This is a genomic window from Glycomyces luteolus (assembly GCF_027622875.1).
GTDB classification, from domain to species: Bacteria; Actinomycetota; Actinomycetes; order Mycobacteriales; family Micromonosporaceae; genus Glycomyces; species Glycomyces luteolus.
In genome coordinates, this window is the sequence record NZ_JAPZVP010000028.1 from 20,548 (window position 1) to 36,778 (window position 16,231).

Sequence of the window (16,231 nt, forward strand, 5' to 3'; positions counted from 1 at the left end):
CTTATCGGTTGCCCCGATGATTTCTGTGCGAGGGGGTCGAGCCAAATGGGGCGAGGCCGAGCTAAGGCAAAGCAGACCAAAGTGGCCCGTAAGCTCAAGTACCACACTCCTAACACCGACATCCGAGCGCTGGAGCGCGAACTCGGGGGCGGTCGTCAGGACGAGGTCGACATTGAGCCTCCTGAAAAGGAACCGGACCCTTACGCCGCTTACGCCGACGATCGGTACGACGGAGACGAAGAAGAACTCCGTGAGGATGACTGGCTCCCGCCTAAGAAGCAGTTAGCCGGACGGCTCAGCAGTGAGCCGACCAGGCGGGCCCTCCCGACCGATACCGCAATCTCCATATCCAGCGAGCGCAGGCGTCCTCGACGACCCCTGCGCTAGACCTGAAGGTCCGCTCCCCCACGAGCCGGCCGACGGGCGCTGGAGCAATGACTTCGGCTACGGGCACGCATTCGGGATGCACAGCTTCGGGATGCACAGCCAACAATCGAACAAGAAGAGGCGGGGGGGCCGGGGGGGGGGCCCCCCCGTCGGGGGGGGGGGGGGGGGGGGGGGGCGGGGGCGGGGGGCCCCCCCCACCCCGCCCCCCCCCCCGCCCCCCCCCACCCCCCCCCCCGCCGCCCCCCCCCCCCCCCCCCCCGCCTCTTCGGCTGCTTGCGGGCGTTACTGCTGCGGCGCCTGCGGCCACGGGTTCTGCTGGGTCTGCGGCGCCTGCGGGACCTGCGGCTGCACCGAGGGCTGCTGCCCGGTCGGGTAGCCCTGCGGCTGCGGCGCGGGGGCCGGGGCGGCGGGCTGCGCGGCGGCGGCCGAGCCGGGGACCATGATCGCACCGGCGGCGAACAGGCCGTACGCGGCCACGAGCAGGAGCGCGCCGATCCAGGCCGACGGGTCGGAGGCGGAGTCGCCGTCGCCGAGCGCCAGGACCGTGAACAGCAGCCGCGCCAGGAAGATCGCCGCACCGGCCACGGTCAGCGCCTTCCACAGCGACCGCAGCTTCTCACCGGTGAACAGGGTCAATGCGAACGCGGCGATGACGGCCACGAGGATCGAGAGGACGCCCCCGCTGAGCTCGTCGCGCACGAAGCTGGACAGCGCCGTGCCGTCGAGGCCGTACTCGTCGCCGCCGCCGGAACTCGTGCCGGCGATGAGCCCGGCCAGGACCAGCGCGCCGAGGCCCGAGAGGCCGAGGATCGCGGGCATGGACGGCACACCGAGCTTGTCGAACAGCGACGGAGCCGGGGGAGCGTACGCCGCATACTGCTGCTGGGCCTGGTACTGCGCCTGCGGCGAGGCGTACGGCGCCTGGGGGTACGCCGGCTGTTGGGGCTGGCCGGAGGTCGGCTGCTGCGGATACCCCGCACCTGATTGCTGTTCACTCATGTCCTCATCATGCCTTGAGCGGGCAAATGGACGCACCCGGGTTGCGGGGGCTTTCTCCTGCGAAGCGGCCTCGGTCCCCTGTGGCGCGCGGACCCGCTTCCGGCCCTTCCGGTTCCGCGCGGGGTTGTGGCACGGCTTGGATTCGCGCGCCCCAACCGCAGCGCCGCACACGCTCGAACCCGTAGGCTGGAAACATGTCGCAACGTCTCCGTCCCGTTTCGCCGATTTGGGTGGCAGGCCGTCCGCAGCACGGCGAGGAGGAGTTCTTCGTCACCCACCCCTATGACGAGTCCCCGGTGGGCGCCACCTCGTGGGCGACCGCCGGGCAGGTGGAGGCCGCGGTGGCCGCCGCCTCGGGAGCCGCGCGCGAATGCGCGGCCCTGCCCGCCCACGCGCGGGCCGAGGCCCTGGAGCACGTGCGCCGCCGCCTCGATGAAGAGGCCGAGACGTGCGCCGAGCTCATCACCGCCGAGTCGGGCAAGCCGATCGCGTGGGCGCGCGTCGAAGTGCGGCGGGCGGTCGGGACGTTCCGGTGGGCGGCCGAGGAGGCCCGGCGGTTCGCGGGCGAGGTGCAGCGCCTCGACACCGACCCGACGGCCGAGGGCCGGATGGCGCTCGTGCGGCGCTTCCCGCGCGGACCCGTGCTCGGCATCTCCCCGTTCAACTTCCCGCTGAACCTCGTGGCGCACAAGGTGGGCCCGGCCATCGCGGCCGGATGCCCGATCGTCGTCAAACCCGCCCCGGCGACGCCGCTCTCCGCGCTCCACCTGGGCGCCCTGTTCTCCGAGACGGACCTGCCGCCCGCGATGCTCTCGGTCCTGCCGGTGCCCGACCACCGGGCCGAGCAGCTCGTCGACGACCCGCGGCTGCCGGTCGTCTCGTTCACCGGCTCCAGCGCGGTGGGCAAGCAGGTCCTGCGCCGCGTGCCGGACAAGCACGTGACCCTCGAACTCGGCGGCAACGGCGCGGTCCTGGTGGGCGCCGACTACCCGAAGCGGGACTGGGCGGCCGAGCGGATCGCGATGTTCGGGAACTACCAGGCCGGGCAGTCGTGCATCGCCGTGCAGCGCGTGTTCATCGAGGCGCCCGCCTACGCCGACATGGCCGCCCGCATCACCGAGCAGGTCAAGGCGCTGCCTTCGGGCGACCCGAACGACCCGTCGTGCAAGGTCGGGCCGCTCATCAGCTCGGACGCGGCCGCGCGGGTCGAGGCGTGGATCGATGAGGCCGTCGACGAGGGCGCGAAAGTCCTGTGCGGCGGCACGCCGCGCGAGGGCTCGCTCATCGAGCCCACCGTGCTCGCGAACGTGCGCCCCGACGCGAAAGTGCTGCGCGAGGAGGTCTTCGGGCCGGTGCTCGTGCTCGCGAGCGTCGAGGACTTCGAATCCGGGCTGGCCGCGATCAACGACTCGCGGTACGGGCTGCAGGCCGGGGTGTTCACCGAGAGCCTGCCGGAGGCGATGCTCGCCCACCGGACCCTCGATGTGGGCGGCGTGATCATCGGCGATGTACCCGCGTTCCGGGCCGACCAGATGCCGTACGGCGGGGTCAAGGGCTCCGGCGTCGGACGCGAGGGCGTGCGGTCGGCGATGGAGGACTACACGGTCGAACGCGTGCTCGTCCTTCCGGACACTCTTTGACCTGCAGATTCGGGTAGCCGGGCACCGGCGGCCACGGCCGGGCCCGAAACCGCCGACCGGTGCTGGACCTCGCACCGGTGACGGCCGGGGGCGATCGACCACAGTCGTCACCGCTGAGCTGCGATATTCCTTACTCGCAGCCGACCCCGGATCCTCGGATTGTTGACAGGCCCCTATAGCGTGGCCGACATGACTGTCCCTCCGAATTACGGTCCCCCGCCGGAGCAGCCGCAAACCCCCGGCTACGGTTACCAGTCGCCGTACAGCGGCGGCCAGACCCCTTACGGCAGCCAGCCGCAGCAGCCCCCGTACGGTGGCGGCAGCGCACAGCAGGCGCCGTACAGCGGCGGCGGAGGGCAGCCCCCTTACGGCCAGGAACCGGGCTCCCCTTACGGCGGGGCGGTCCTCCCGCCCGAACCGCCGAAGCGGAACCTCGGGCTCATCGGCGGCATCGTCGTCGGCGCCACCGTCATCGTGCTCGGCGCCGTCCTGCTCGTCACGATGAACCTCCAGGGCAAGGACAAGGACGACGACACCGCCCAAGGCGGCGGCGACACCTCCGCCTCCGAGAACGAGAACACCCCCGAAGCGGACGCGACCACGCCCGCCGAGGAAACGGATTCCGAAGTCGGCCAATGCCTCCCGTACGAATCGGAGGTCGACGGCAGCGGCCTCGGGCCGCTCGTCCCCTGCTCCGACGCCACCGCGTTCTGGGAGATCAAGGCCCAGTCCTACGACGTGCTCGACATCGCCGTGGACGGCGAGGGCATCGTCACCGACACCGCGCCGATCTACGCGATGTGCGGCGACGGCTGGGGCACCAACGTCCTCGGCGAGGCCTGGACGAAATGGGACTACGTCTACTCCTCCGGCACCCTCGACTCGCTGTACTGCCTCCAGGCCGTCGGCAACCCCGACCCGGCCGAGCCCGACCACCTGCCGATCATGCCCGACGTGGGCGACTGCTTCGACGACAGCGACAGCTGGTGGTCGATCGACTGCAGCTCCGACCTGGCGCTCTACACCGTGGTCGACACGATCATGTTCGACCCGGTCCCCGACATGAGCGACGAGGACGCCGAAGCGCAGGGCACCAACTGCGGTACCGACTGGTACTGGGAGATGATCGACGGCGAGGGCCGGACCTACGGAATCCTCTGCGGCAACGACGTATAGACGCTGAACGCGAAAGCGGGGCGGCCGGAGGGCCGCCCCGCTTTCGCGTTCGCCGCATAGCGGAACGGCGGCGCGAACCCCTCGATCGCGCCGCCGTCAGCTCGTACCGTTCGGTCTAGCCGAAGCGGCCGGTGATGTAGTCCTCGGTGCGCGAGTCGGACGGGTTGGAGAAGAGGCGCTGCGTCTCGTCGAACTCGACGAGGAAGCCGTAGCGCTCGGCGTCGTCGTCGACCGCCGCCGAGAAGAACGCCGTCGCGTCGGAGACGCGCGCGGCCTGCTGCATGTTGTGCGTGACGATGACGATCGTGTAGTCGCGCACCAGCTCGCTCATGAGCTCCTCGATGCGCGCGGTCGCGATCGGGTCGAGCGCCGAGCACGGCTCGTCCATGAGCAGGACCTCCGGCTGCACGGCGATCGCGCGGGCGATGCACAGGCGCTGCTGCTGCCCGCCCGAGAGCGCCAGGGCGCTCTTCTTCAGGTTGTCCTTGACCTCGTCCCACAGCGCCGCGCCGCGGAGCGCCTGCTCCACGCGGTCGGCGAGGTTGTCCTTCATGCCGTTGATGCGCAGGCCGTACGCGACGTTGTCGAAGATCGACTTCGGGAACGGGTTCGCCTTCTGGAAGACCATGCCGATGTGGCGGCGCACCGCGATCGGGTCGACGTTCGAGGCGTAGATGTCCTTGCCGTGGAACGAGATGCTCCCGGAGACCTTCGCGCCCGGGATGAGGTCGTTCATGCGGTTGATCGAGCGCAGCACCGTGGACTTGCCGCAGCCCGAGGGCCCGATCATCGCGGTGATCTGGTTGCGCGCGACGGGCAGCGAGACGCCGCGGACGGCGTGCGCCTTCCCGTAGTGGATGTCGACGCCCTTGAGCTCGATGACCGTCTCGGTCTGCGTGGGGGTGCCAGTGCGGCCCGGGGCGAGGCCCGCGATCGGGGCCTTGGCGCGGATACCAGTCTCGTTCACGCTCACGCGAACTCCAATCACCGAATGTCAACCGCCGTTAACGTGTCCTGCCCTCATGGAACGCCATGCAAGTGCACGCAGGTGAACGTGAAGGTGAACTGAGAGTGAATGGAGTGCGGTCCGGATCGCACTTGTCCGACGGACGTTCAATCGGACGCGCCGCGCGGCCGCTCAGGCGTGCTCGGGCGGGAGCAGCTCGTCGTTCGGGTAGCCGCCGAGCAGGTCGTCTGAGGCGGTGAGCGTGAACTCCTCCGCGATCCCGACCTGGCCGAGGTCGACCGAACCCGCCACGTCCCCGTCCTCGGCGAGCTCCATGAGCATCCCGCGGATCACCGGGGCCGGGACGCCCGCGTCCTCGGCGAGCGCCGCCAGGCTCACCTGCACGGTGGCTGACTTCGCTCCGCCGGGCAGCGTGAAGCGGCCTTCTTCGTCGAACTCGTACTCGATCCCGCCGACGCGGCGGATCGCGATCGCCGTCAGCTCCTCGAGGTCGCCGCGCTGGTCGGCGGCCTCCTCGATGGCCTCGACCTTGTCGAAGGCGAGCACGTCGAACGGGTTGGTGTACAGCAGCGGGGCGACGTACAGCTTCCCGTCGCGCATCTCGGAGCGGTACAGGCCCAGGGCCAGCAGGAACTCGAGCAGGTCGCGCACGGTGTGCGGCACGGGCAGGCCGGCGCGGCGGCAGTGGGTGGTGAAGGTGTCGATGCGCTCGCTGCGCTCGGCGGTGGCCCGGTCGTACTCCTCGCGGGCCTCCTTCTCGATGACCTCCTGGGACGCGCCCAGGTGGTGCTCGGAGGCCTCGGCGATCCAGTCGTCGACGTCGCCCGGGTCGCACCAGACCGGTTCGTTCCAGATGTCGTCTTCGGGGAAGGCGTCGGCCCACCAGGTCGCCGGGAACGGGCTCACGGAGGGGACGGTGCGGAACAACTCGATGCTGCACGGCATGATGCGGATCCACGCTGGGTGCATCGGGGCTTGGACGGGGCCGGACTCGTCGCCGAAGGGCCTCTCGAAAGATTCCACATCATCGACGGTAGCAGCGAGGTGCGACGCGGCCGCGCCGCTGGGGCGCGACTTCGCTTTCAGCGTACTGGCGCGGAGGGAGCCGTCCCGGCGCGGTGATACCAGGAGTCGCTCAGTGCCCGTTGAGTGCCCGATTGCGGCGTACCCCCGTGAGGGTGCGCCGGCGCCGGGACGGCCCTCGCGCGCGTCGGGCTTGCCAGCCCCGCCGCGGCCTCGCGCGCCCCTTTGAGGGGGAACCGGGACCGCTTGTGGAGGGACGCGCCTTTCGCGTCCGGGCCGACGTTACTCCGAGGCGACCCTGCTGGATTCGACCGAACGGCCGGGTCCGGCTAGCCGTTCAGGCGAGAGAGGTCCGGCTCGAAGTCGGCGAGACCGCTGGCGTATTCGGGAGTGAGGTATTCGAGGGTGCGGACCTGCTGCTCCAGCAGCTTGCCCACGGAGACGATCTGATCGGCGGCGTTGAGCACCAGCCAGTGCTCGTAATCGGAGTAGCGTTCTTCCACCTGCGCCAAGGTCACAGCGGCTTCCCCCCTGATAGGACGTGCTTCAAGTCTGATCGGAACAACGTAATGCGCAGTGAGCGACGCACGGATTCATGACACGCGACGGGCAGGTGAAATACCTGTCGCCGCAAGAGTTCACACCCGTTCGGGGCTCAGGCGCGGAGCACCAGCCGGAGCGCGGAGACCCCGTCCTCGGCGATCTCGATCGGGACCCCCCAGTCCTGGCGGGTGAGGTGGCACGCGGGGTGCTCGGCCTCGGCGTCGCAGGTCGCCGCCTGAGCGACCACCTGCAGGACGCCCTGGCCGATGCCGTCCGCCAGCACGAGGCCGCGGCCCAGCTCCTCGCCCTTGCCCGCGCCCTCGGCGAGGAGCTGGGGCGGGTCGGCCGAGACGGTGACCTGGATCGGGGAGCCGAAGGTGTAGTCGAGCTTCTGGCCCGCGGCGGGCGCGAAGAGCACTTCGAGGCGCAGCGCTCCGGGCGCGACCTTGGTGCGCTTGCGGGTGACCCGGTGGTGCCGCCCGGCGACGGCGGCCTCGCCGAGGTCGGGCGCGGTGAGGCGGTGGGCGGCCGATTCGACCACGATGATCTTGCCGCCCAGGACGATCACGTCGCTGGGCTCGGCGAGGTCCGCGGCGAGGGTGGACACGGTCTCGGACCGCGGGTCGTAGGCGCGCAGGGCCCCGTTGTAGGTGTCGGCGACGGCGACGCGGCCGTCGGGGAGCACGGCGAGGCCGAGCGGGTGCTGCATGAGGGCGCCGGCGGCGGGGCCGTCGACGTGCCCGAAGTCGAAGAGCCCCTGGCCGACCGCGGTGTGCATCCGGCCGTTCTCGACGTAGCGGAGCGCGGAGGTCTCGGAGTCGACGAGCCAGAGCCGGTCCGCGGTCGCGGCGAGGCCGGAGGGCTGGGCCATCCAGACCTGGTCCAAGGCGCCGTCCTTGAGGCTTTCGACGGTGGTACCCGCGTAGACGCCCGCGGTGCGGGCGGCCGGGTCGAAGTACCAGAGCTGGTGGATGCCGGCCATGGCGATGACGAGTCTGTCCTCGAACCAGGCGAGGTCCCAGGGCGAGGAGAGGTCCACGTCGAGGGCGGCGGTGGTGCCGTTGTCCATGCGCCACTGACGGCCGGTTCCGGCGACGGTGGTGACCGCGCCGTCGGCGAGGCGGACGCCGCGCAGGAGGTGGTTCACGGTGTCGGCGACGACGAGGTCGTAGCCGGCCTCGGCGGCCACCTCGGCGGGGAGGAGCGCGAGGCCCTGGGGTTCGTTGAACCGCGGTTCGGCGCCGTCGGCGCTGCCGCGCTCGCCGGTGCCGATGGTCTGGACGACCGTTTCGAGGTCCGGGGCGAGGCGGACGAGGCGGTGGCGGGCCGAGTCGGTGACGAGCACATCGCCGCCGGGCAGCTCGATCGCTTTGCCGGGGAAGCGGAGTGTGGTCTCGGCGGGAGGGGCGGCCACGTAGGGGCTGCCCTCGGGGTCGAGGGTGCCGCGGGCGGTGTGGGTCGCGACGATCTCGCCGATGATCGCGTCGAGGGCCTCGACGTGGCCTTCACCGGCCATCGTGGACACGACGTAGCCCTCGGGATCGAGGACGACGAGGGTGGGCCAGGCGCGGGCGGCGTAGGCGTCCCAGGTCTTGAGGTCGGGGTCGTCGAGGACGGGGTGCTCGACGCCGTAGCGTTCGACGGCCGCGGCGAGGGCCTGCGGGTCGCGCTCGTGCTCGAACTTCGGGGAGTGGACGCCGATGATGACGAGCGCGTCGCCGTACTTCTCCTCGAGCGGGCGGAGCTCGTCGAGGACGTGCAGGCAGTTGATGCAGCAGAATGTCCAGAAATCGAGCACCACTGCCTTGCCGCGGAGGCTTTCGAGGTCGAGTCGGCGGCCGCCGGTGTTGAGCCAGCCGCGGCCGACGAGCTCGGCGGCGCGGACGCGGGACTGCCGCTTCGCGGGAGCGGGGGGCGGCGCCTTCGGTGCGGCGGCGTTCGATGCGCTGGAAGCGGTGCCCTGGTCCATCGGGCGAGCGTAGCGCGGGACCGCGTTGCGGGCCTTGAACGACGCCCGGTTTTGAATGGGCCTCACATTACGACTCGGGGCCGACGGGCTTACCCGTCGACCCCGAAACGATGTCGTACCCCCGGGATATTTTTGAACCAGGGGTCCCTTTAAGCCGGATTTATCATGATTTATCGCCTCATCGAGCGGTTTGCTCTAGGAGGCTTCCTCGGTCGGCTCGCCGCCGCCTTCGCCGTCCTCGGGGGCGCCGAGAAGAGCGAGGCAGTAGACGTCCTCGCCGACGGTGAGGGTCTCGCGGCCCGCGTCGGCGCATTCCTGGCCGTCCCCGACCTTCTGGACGATCTCGTAGTCCTCGCCCTCCGTGGCGTCGGCGCAGTCGATCGCCTCGGCCTGGTCGCCGCTCGTGTGGCGGACGCAGCCGTCCTCCTCGAACTTCGGCGCGGCGAACAGCAGGAAGTACACGCCCACGCCGGCCGCGGCTACGACCAGCGCGCCGACGATCAAGAGGATCGGCAGCAGCATCTTCTTCGAGCCGCCGCCCTTGGCGGGCTGCGGCGCGCCCTGGTAACCGGGCGGGACCGAGCCGGGCGGCATGCCCGGCTGGGAGTACTGGGGGCCCATGCCGGGCTGCGACTGCGCCTGCTGGTTCGGGTCGTAGCCCTGGCCCATCGCGGGCGGCTCGCTGTACGGGTTGTGCGCGCCGATGATGAGCTTCTGGGTGTCGTCCGACTGCGTCGGCGGCTGGGGCGCGGCGGGCGGCGGGGCCTGGTAGGCCGACTGCGGCTGCGCGTACGGATTGGCCGGGGCCGGCGGGGGCGGCGGGACCGCGCCGGGAGAGTGGACCGGGCTCGGCGCGGGGGCCTGGGCGGCGTCCGGGTTGGCCAGCGGGTTCGGCGGCGGCGAAGGCCACGCCGAGGCGGGCGACTGGGCCGCCTGCTCGCCGTAGGGCGCGGGGGCGTTGAAGCCCGAGACGCCTTGGGGCGGCAGCACCTGGGTGTGCTCTTCGTACGGGTCCGCCGCCGGAGCGGGAGGCGAGGACGGCTGCGAGGGGCCGAGACGCAGGATCTGCGTGCCGTCGCCGTCGAACTGAGAACCGTCGAACTGCGGGGCCGACGGAGGCGCCTGCGCGGCAGGCGGTTCCGGCTCGGAGGGGGCGACCTGCTCGGGCGCGCGGTCGGCGGCGGGAGCGGCCGGGATGTCGACGTCGATCGACGCGGCGGTCGGGATGGCCTGGGTGACGTCCTCGTCCGCCGACGCTGCCTTAGGAGCGGCCTGCGGCGCTTCGGGTTCCGGAGCGGCCTGCGGCGCTTCGGGTTCCGGAGCGGCGTCCGCCATGGGAGCCGAGGAGGTGTCGGCGGCGGGAGCGGCCGGGATCTCGGCGTCCGCGAGCGCCGAGGTCGGCATCGCTTCGGTGACGCCCTCGTCGATCGAGGGCGCCGCCGGTTCGGCGGGGGTCTCGGGAGCAGCGGGTTCGGCCTGCGGCGCTTCTGGTTCCGGAGCGGCGGCGGCTTCGGCCGGGGGCTCGGCCGCGCTCTCGTCGGCAGCGGGGGTCTCGGGTACGGCGTCGGCGCTCTCGTCGGCGGTTACCGGCTCGGGGCTCGGGGCCGTCTCGGCGGCGTCGGTTTCGACCCGCTCGGCGGCGTTCTGGTCTTCGCTGCCCTCGCCCTTTTCAGGCGGGTTGCCTTGCTCGGAGGTCACGGCTGCTCCTCAATGCTGCTTCCGGCCTGGCGTCTTGGGGGCACGCCAGACGCGTCACACGGTACCGCAGCGGCGCTCGTGATCGCTCGACAGGGTTACTGAGCGGGCGTGGAGAGCGGAGGGAACGGTGCCTCGCGAATGGACGGCCGCGGCGGGCCTTTGCGAAGGAGGGTACGGAAAAGGCCGGGTGCCAGCGGTTGCCCACCCCTCATGGCAAACGCGGCACCCGGCCGGTGTGAGAACCCCCTGGAGAGGGTCTCAATGGTGCGGGGAACTCGGCGCTGTCCGCCGCACCAATGGGAGGAGATAAAGTTCGCGGTCCCAGTTGCCTGAGACGGTCGGAAGCTTCGAAGATATGTTTCCCCGTTGTTTCCGTGCCTCCATTACAACACCGAATACCAGGATCCGCCAACGATTCGTCGGTGCCCTTGATCACGTCCAGGCGAGCAGTGTTTCCCCAGGGTGCTGCAGGAACGAGCCGACGTCGGCGAGGAACTGCGAGCCGAGTTCCCCGTCGATGAGCCGGTGGTCGAAGGACAGTCCGAGGGTGGTCACCTGGCGGACGGCGATCTCGCCTTCGTGCACCCACGGCTGCGGCCGGACGGCGCCGAACACGAGGATCGCCGACTCGCCCGGAGGGAGGATCGGGGTGCCCGTGTCGATGCCGAAGACGCCGACGTTGGTGATCGAGATCGTCCCGCCGGACATCTCGGCTGGCGTGGTCTTCCCCTCCCGGGCGGTGCGCGCCAGCGAGGTGAGGGCCCCGGCGAGTTCGACCAGGCTCAGGTCCTGGGCGGCCTTGACGTTCGGGACGACCAGGCCGCGCGGGGTGGCGGCGGCGATGCCGAGGTTGACGTCGTGCTTGACGACGATCTCCTGGGCCGCTTCGTCCCACTGGGCGTTGATCATCGGGTGGCGGCGGGCGGCCAGCAGGACCGCCTTGGCCACGAACAGCAGCGGAGTGACCTTGACGTCGGCGAACTCCTTGCGGCCCTTGAACTCCTTGACCGTCTCCATCATGCCGGTGACGTCGCAGGTGAGGAACACCGTGGCGTGCGGCGCGGTGAACGCGGAGGCGACCATGTTCTGCGCGGTGAGCTTGCGGACGCCCTTGATGGGGATGCGCTGGTCCTCGGCTGCCGCGGTGATCCTCGCCGGTGCAGGCGCGACCGGGGCGGCTACGGCGGCTTCGACGTCGGCTCGGGAGACCGTGCCGTTCGGTCCGGTCGGGACGACCGAGGCGAGGTCGATGCCGAGGTCCTTGGCGAGCTTGCGCACCGGGGGCTTGGCGAGCACCGGACCGGATGCGGCGGGAGCCGCGGGGGCCGGTGCGGGCGGCGCGACCGGGGCGGGCGGCGCGGGGGCCGGCGCGGGTGCCGCGGCGGCCGGGGCCTCGCCTGAGCGGCGCTTGCGGCGCTTCGATCCGGCCTCGCGCGCGCCGTACCCCACGAGGTTCGGCGTGCGCTCGTCCTTCTTCTTCTCGGCCGGGGGCGCCTCGACGCCTTCGACTTCGAAGCTCGCCAATGGCCGGCCGACGTCGATCGTCTCGCCCGCCTCGGCGTGGTGCTCGGCGAGCACCCCGTCGTAGGGGCTGGGCACCTCGACGAGCGCCTTGGCGGTCTCGACCTCCACGAACGGCTGGTTGAGCTTGACTTCTCCGCCCGGCTCCACGAGCCATGCGGCGACCTCGCCCTCGGTGAGACCCTCACCGAGGTCGGGCAGGTTGAACGTGATCCTCTGACCCATGTCCCGCTCCTCAGTACTCGAGCGACCGGTCGACGGCGTCGAGCACCCGGTCCAGGTTCGGAAGGTACTCGTCTTCGAGGCGGCTCGCCGGATAAGGCACGTCGTAGCCGGTCACCCGCAGGACGGGCGACTCCAGGGAGTAGAAGCACTCCTCGGAGATCCGGGCGGCGACCTCGGCGCCGACGCCGATGTTGCCGGGCGCCTCGTGGATGACCACGGCGCGGCCGGTCTTGCGGACTGACGCGAACAGCGGCTCCCAGTCGATCGGCGAGAGCGAGCGCAGGTCGATGACCTCGAGGTCCAGGCCCTCTTCGGCCGCCGCGGCGGCGGCGTTCGCGGCCACGTCCACGGTGGGGCCGTAGGCGATCAGGGTCGCGGTGCGGCCCTCGCGGAGGGTGCGGGCGCGGTACAGGTCCAGCCCGGCACGCTCGGTGTCGACCTCGCCCTTCGAGTGGTAGCGGCGCTTGGGCTCGAAGAAGATCACCGGGTCGTCCCCGGCGGCGGCCTGCTGGATCATCCAGTAGGCGTCGTTCGGGTTCGAGCAGGTGACGACCTTGAGCCCGGCGGTGTGCGCGAAGTACGCCTCGGGGGACTCCGAGTGGTGCTCGATCGCGCCGATGCCGCCGCCGTAGGGGATGCGCACGACGACGGGCAGGCGCACGCGCCCGCCTGAGCGGTTCGGGATCTTCGCGAGCTGCGACACGAGCTGGTCGAACGCGGGGTAGACGAACCCGTCGAACTGGATCTCGCAGATCGGCCGGTAGCCGCGCAGGGCCAGGCCGATCGCGGTGCCGATGATCCCGGACTCGGCGAGCGGGGTGTCGATGATGCGGTCGGAACCGAAGTCCTTCTGCAGGCCGTCGGTGACGCGGAAGACGCCGCCGAGGCGGCCCACGTCCTCGCCCATGACGAGCGACTTCGGCTCGTCCTCAAGGACGCGGCGCAGGCCTTCGTTGAGGCCCTTGATCATGGACATCGTGGTCATCGGACGTCGCTTCCTTCCTCGAGGGAGGCCTGGAACTCGACCGCCTCCGCCCGCTGGGCCGCGATGCCCGGAGGCATCTCGGCGTACACGTTGTCGAACATCTCGGTGATCTCCGGGTCGGTGAGCGCCATGACGCGGGCGCGCAGCGCCCGGACCTGCTCGCCGGCCTCGGTGTCGACCTCGGCGAAATAGGACTCGTCGCCCAGGCCCTCGGCCGCCAGCCACTTGCGGTAGCGGACGATCGGGTCCTTCGCGCGCCAGAAGTCCAGCTCGGCCTCGTCGCGGTAGCGCGTGGCGTCGTCGGAGGTCGTGTGCGGCTGCATCCGGTAGGTGTAGGCCTCGACCAGGCTCGGGCCCTCGCCGCGGCGGGCGCGGTCGAGCGCGGACTGCGTGACCGCGTAGGTCGCCAGGACGTCGTTGCCGTCCACGAGGACGCCCGGGACGCCGAAGCCCTCGGCGCGGCGGTACGGCGGCAGCCGGAACTGGCGGGCGTTCGTCTCCGAGATCGCGTACTGGTTGTTCTGGCAGAACAGCACCAGCGGGGAGTTGAACACCCCGGCCCAGATCAGCGCCTCGTTGAAGTCGCCTTCGCTTGTGGCGCCGTCGCCGTGGTAGACCACGACGGCCTCGCCGTCCTCAGTGCCCACCGCGCCGTCCATGGCCACGCCCATGGCGTAGCCCGCGGCGTGCAGGGTCTGGGAGGCGATCACGATCGCGTACATGTTGAAGCGGTCGGCGGCGACGTCGCGCCCGCCGAGGTCGGTCCCGCGGAAGAGCGCGAACGACGAGATGAGGTCGATCCCCCGGCACCACTGGACGCCGAGCTCCCGGTAGGCCGGGAAGACCGTGTCCTGGGGTTTGAGGGCCCGGCCGGAGCCGACCTGCGCGGCTTCCTGGCCGAGGAGGCTCGGCCACAGGCCGAGTTGGCCCTGGCGCTGCAGGGCCGTGCCCTGGGCGTCCAGTTCGCGGGTGATGACGAGGTCGCGGTAGAGGCCGCGGTACTCGTCGTCGGTGAGGGAGATGTCGTAGTCGGGATGCTTGACGCGCTGACCCTCCGGAGTCAGCAGTTGCACGAACTCTGGTTCGTTCGCTGAGGCGGGTTTCGGACGGCTCTTGGCCGTCTTCTTGGCAGGACGCGGTGTGTCGCCCATGTATGCCTCCTCATATTCGTATTCCGGTGTATCCAAGCATCCCAAAGTCTTGGGTGGTGCGCGCCATAGCCGCCGCCCCATTACTATTCGGGATTACAGACTGACACTCAGTAGTCAGCGGCGGTCGATGCATCGACATCATCGGTCCTGAACGGCCGTTTCGTCGCACGGGGGTGGCGGAAAGGAGGACGCGGTGAGCGGCAGAGGCAACGACCAGGAGGGACGCTGGCCGGTGGGCATCTGGTTCGCCATGGTCGGCGTGAGCGCCGGAACCGTGGCGTCCTTCTCGCTGATCGGATGGACCTTCGCCAGGGACCTCTACGGCGGAGAAGACGGCACCGAACCCCTGCACTACGAGCCGCAGACCGTGGTCATCGAGGCGGAGGAGACCCCCGGGCCCGAAGGCATCGCGGGCGGCGACGAAGGGCCGGCGGGCGGCCCCGCCGATCCCGGCCCCGAACCGCAGATCGCCGTCAGCCCGGCCGAACCCCAGGCTGAGCGCATCGCCGAAGCCGGCGGCGCTGACCCCCGGCTCGAACTCGAAGACGAGCCCGTCCTCGTGCAGAGCAAGCCGCCGCAACTGGTCCCCGTGGAAGAGGACGAGGGCGACTGCGGCCCCGAGGAGTCCGCCGCCGAACCGGGCTGGGAGCACGACTGGGACGGCGGCTGGGACCCGGAGGACGACGGCGGACAAGGCAGTGACGATCTCGAGCCGTACGAACTCGACCTGGACCTGGCGTCCGACCAGGACAGCATCGAACTCGGCCTCGAACTCGAATCCGAGGGCTGATCCCCTTCGAGCCGAGCCCGACTCGCCCGAAGGAGTGAGATGTGGGGAAGGCCACCCCGTAGCCGTAACTTGCACATGCGGATTGCCGTTACTCCTTCTGAGAGCGCGTCGCTGACGAACGCACACGGAATTCTGTGGGGTACAAGCACATGGACCTTTTCTCCCGCACGATGCTCGCCTGCTCGGCCGAGGCGGGCCTGACCTCGACAGCCCTGACCCGGCACGTTCCCCTCCTCCGCCGCAACATCGGACCCGGAGACCAGGTGTCGCTCCTCAGCCGCTGCGTCGGCTCCGACGGACTCGGCAGCGGCGACCACGTCCTCATGCTCACCGGCGAGCGGATGGTCGTCACCCGCCAGTCGCGGCTCCTCGGCCGCGTCCGCCTCTGCCTCGACGCGCCCGTCGCCGCGATCGAGAACCTGCGCTGGTCGGCCGACCCGGCCGGGCCCGGCGTCGAACTCAACTTCACCGTCCTCGAAGGACCCGGCTCGGCCGAGCCGCACCGCTGGCACTTCTGGCTACCCGCGACCCACGCCAAGCGTGTCTGGCGTATCGACGCGCTGCTGGCGCGCGCGTTCCGCCGCCCCAAAGCCGACTCCCGGCCCGCGACCGCCCGCACCGCGAACGCGCCGATCTTCACCGACCTCGACCTGGTCGACGACACGGTGGCGCCGGAGCGAACCGAAGACACCGTGGCCCTCGTGCGGCCCGCGCTCGTACGGGCCGCGCTAGCCGAGGTGATGCCGGTCGGCTCAGGCCATCCGGCGAGCCCCTTTCCGGCCCCGGATCCGCGCCTCGCGGCCACGACCCCCGGCAGCGAACTCGTCCACCGGGCATCCCAGCGCTCGTTCCTGCCGCCCGTCGTGGCCGCTGACGAGCGCCCCGTCCTTCCTGTGCGCGACACCGCGATCAACGCGAACCGGTCGCGCCTCACGCCGCCCCGGCCGACCGGCTTCCAGCCGTCCGGCTTTGAGACCACCATGGCCGCCGTGTGAGGCGGAGCCGCCGCTGAGACCAGGGTGCGGGCGGCGCGGGGCGGTTCACGCGCCCCGGCAGGACGCGGTCCGCATCCCCGACCGATCCCCTGAAGTCCGAGGGGCGGGGGGGGCGCGCCGGGGGGGGGGGCCGGGCCCCGGCGGGGGGGTGGGGGGGGGGGC

At 71.1% G+C, this 16,231-nt stretch carries 13 protein-coding genes and 1 pseudogene; 5 read left to right on the forward strand and 9 right to left on the reverse strand.

The annotated features are described in order from the left end of the window. Positions 1–45: 45 nt before the first annotated feature. Positions 46–261 (forward strand): annotated as a pseudogene (locus O1R50_RS26575) (DUF3073 domain-containing protein); the annotation flags it as partial. A gap of 408 nt (positions 262–669) precedes the next feature. Here the strand turns inward: O1R50_RS26575 and O1R50_RS24345 are convergent. Further along, positions 670–1,386: a hypothetical protein gene (locus tag O1R50_RS24345; RefSeq protein ID WP_270112852.1), complete on the reverse strand. Its 717-nt coding sequence runs from the start codon at positions 1,384–1,386 to the stop codon at positions 670–672. A 194-nt stretch (positions 1,387–1,580) separates the two neighbouring features. Here O1R50_RS24345 and O1R50_RS24350 point away from each other — a divergent pair, with 194 nt between their 5' ends. Beyond that, positions 1,581–3,026, forward strand: a complete 1,446-nt coding sequence (locus O1R50_RS24350) for an aldehyde dehydrogenase family protein (protein WP_270112853.1) — start codon at positions 1,581–1,583, stop codon at positions 3,024–3,026. Between the two features lie 189 nt (positions 3,027–3,215). Then, on the forward strand, positions 3,216–4,202 hold the full coding sequence (locus O1R50_RS24355) for a hypothetical protein (RefSeq protein ID WP_270112854.1): 987 nt from the start codon (positions 3,216–3,218) through the stop codon (positions 4,200–4,202). A gap of 115 nt (positions 4,203–4,317) precedes the next feature. On the opposite strand, the gene pstB is transcribed toward O1R50_RS24355, so the two are convergent. The 8 genes from pstB to O1R50_RS24395 all read right to left on the reverse strand — a co-directional run bounded on the left by pstB (position 4,318) and on the right by O1R50_RS24395 (position 14,284). Further along, positions 4,318–5,136, reverse strand: a complete 819-nt coding sequence (gene pstB / locus O1R50_RS24360; protein WP_408612808.1) for a phosphate ABC transporter ATP-binding protein PstB — start codon at positions 5,134–5,136, stop codon at positions 4,318–4,320. A 204-nt stretch (positions 5,137–5,340) separates the two neighbouring features. After that, positions 5,341–6,192: a DUF6042 family protein gene (locus tag O1R50_RS24365; RefSeq protein WP_270112855.1), complete on the reverse strand. Its 852-nt coding sequence runs from the start codon at positions 6,190–6,192 to the stop codon at positions 5,341–5,343. 329 nt (positions 6,193–6,521) lie between these two features. Further along, positions 6,522–6,710: a hypothetical protein gene (locus tag O1R50_RS24370; protein ID WP_270112856.1), complete on the reverse strand. Its 189-nt coding sequence runs from the start codon at positions 6,708–6,710 to the stop codon at positions 6,522–6,524. 137 nt (positions 6,711–6,847) lie between these two features. After that, positions 6,848–8,704: an NHL domain-containing thioredoxin family protein gene (locus tag O1R50_RS24375; RefSeq protein WP_270112857.1), complete on the reverse strand. Its 1,857-nt coding sequence runs from the start codon at positions 8,702–8,704 to the stop codon at positions 6,848–6,850. Positions 8,705–8,899: 195 nt separating this feature from the next. Beyond that, on the reverse strand, positions 8,900–10,402 hold the full coding sequence (locus tag O1R50_RS24380) for a hypothetical protein (protein ID WP_270112858.1): 1,503 nt from the start codon (positions 10,400–10,402) through the stop codon (positions 8,900–8,902). A gap of 432 nt (positions 10,403–10,834) precedes the next feature. Further along, positions 10,835–12,148, reverse strand: coding sequence for a dihydrolipoamide acetyltransferase family protein (locus O1R50_RS24385; RefSeq protein WP_270112859.1), 1,314 nt, complete (start codon positions 12,146–12,148; stop codon positions 10,835–10,837). Positions 12,149–12,158: 10 nt separating this feature from the next. Beyond that, complete coding sequence (locus tag O1R50_RS24390; protein WP_270112860.1) at positions 12,159–13,133, reverse strand: alpha-ketoacid dehydrogenase subunit beta; 975 nt, start codon at positions 13,131–13,133, stop codon at positions 12,159–12,161. Further along, the gene (locus tag O1R50_RS24395) at positions 13,130–14,284 is read right to left on the reverse strand and encodes a thiamine pyrophosphate-dependent dehydrogenase E1 component subunit alpha (protein ID WP_270112861.1); all 1,155 of its coding nucleotides are present in this window, start codon (positions 14,282–14,284) and stop codon (positions 13,130–13,132) included. Before O1R50_RS24395 ends, O1R50_RS24390 begins: the two co-directional genes overlap by 4 nt. Positions 14,285–14,477: 193 nt before the next feature. Between O1R50_RS24395 and O1R50_RS24400 the strand changes: the two genes are divergently transcribed. Together O1R50_RS24400 and O1R50_RS24405 are read left to right on the forward strand one after the other, a co-directional pair. Continuing rightward, positions 14,478–15,074 carry a hypothetical protein gene (locus O1R50_RS24400; RefSeq protein ID WP_270112862.1) on the forward strand — a complete coding sequence of 199 codons (597 nt, stop codon included), beginning with the start codon at positions 14,478–14,480 and terminating at the stop codon, positions 15,072–15,074. Between the two features lie 149 nt (positions 15,075–15,223). After that, complete coding sequence (locus O1R50_RS24405; RefSeq protein ID WP_270112863.1) at positions 15,224–16,069, forward strand: hypothetical protein; 846 nt, start codon at positions 15,224–15,226, stop codon at positions 16,067–16,069. Positions 16,070–16,231: the final 162 nt, after the last annotated feature.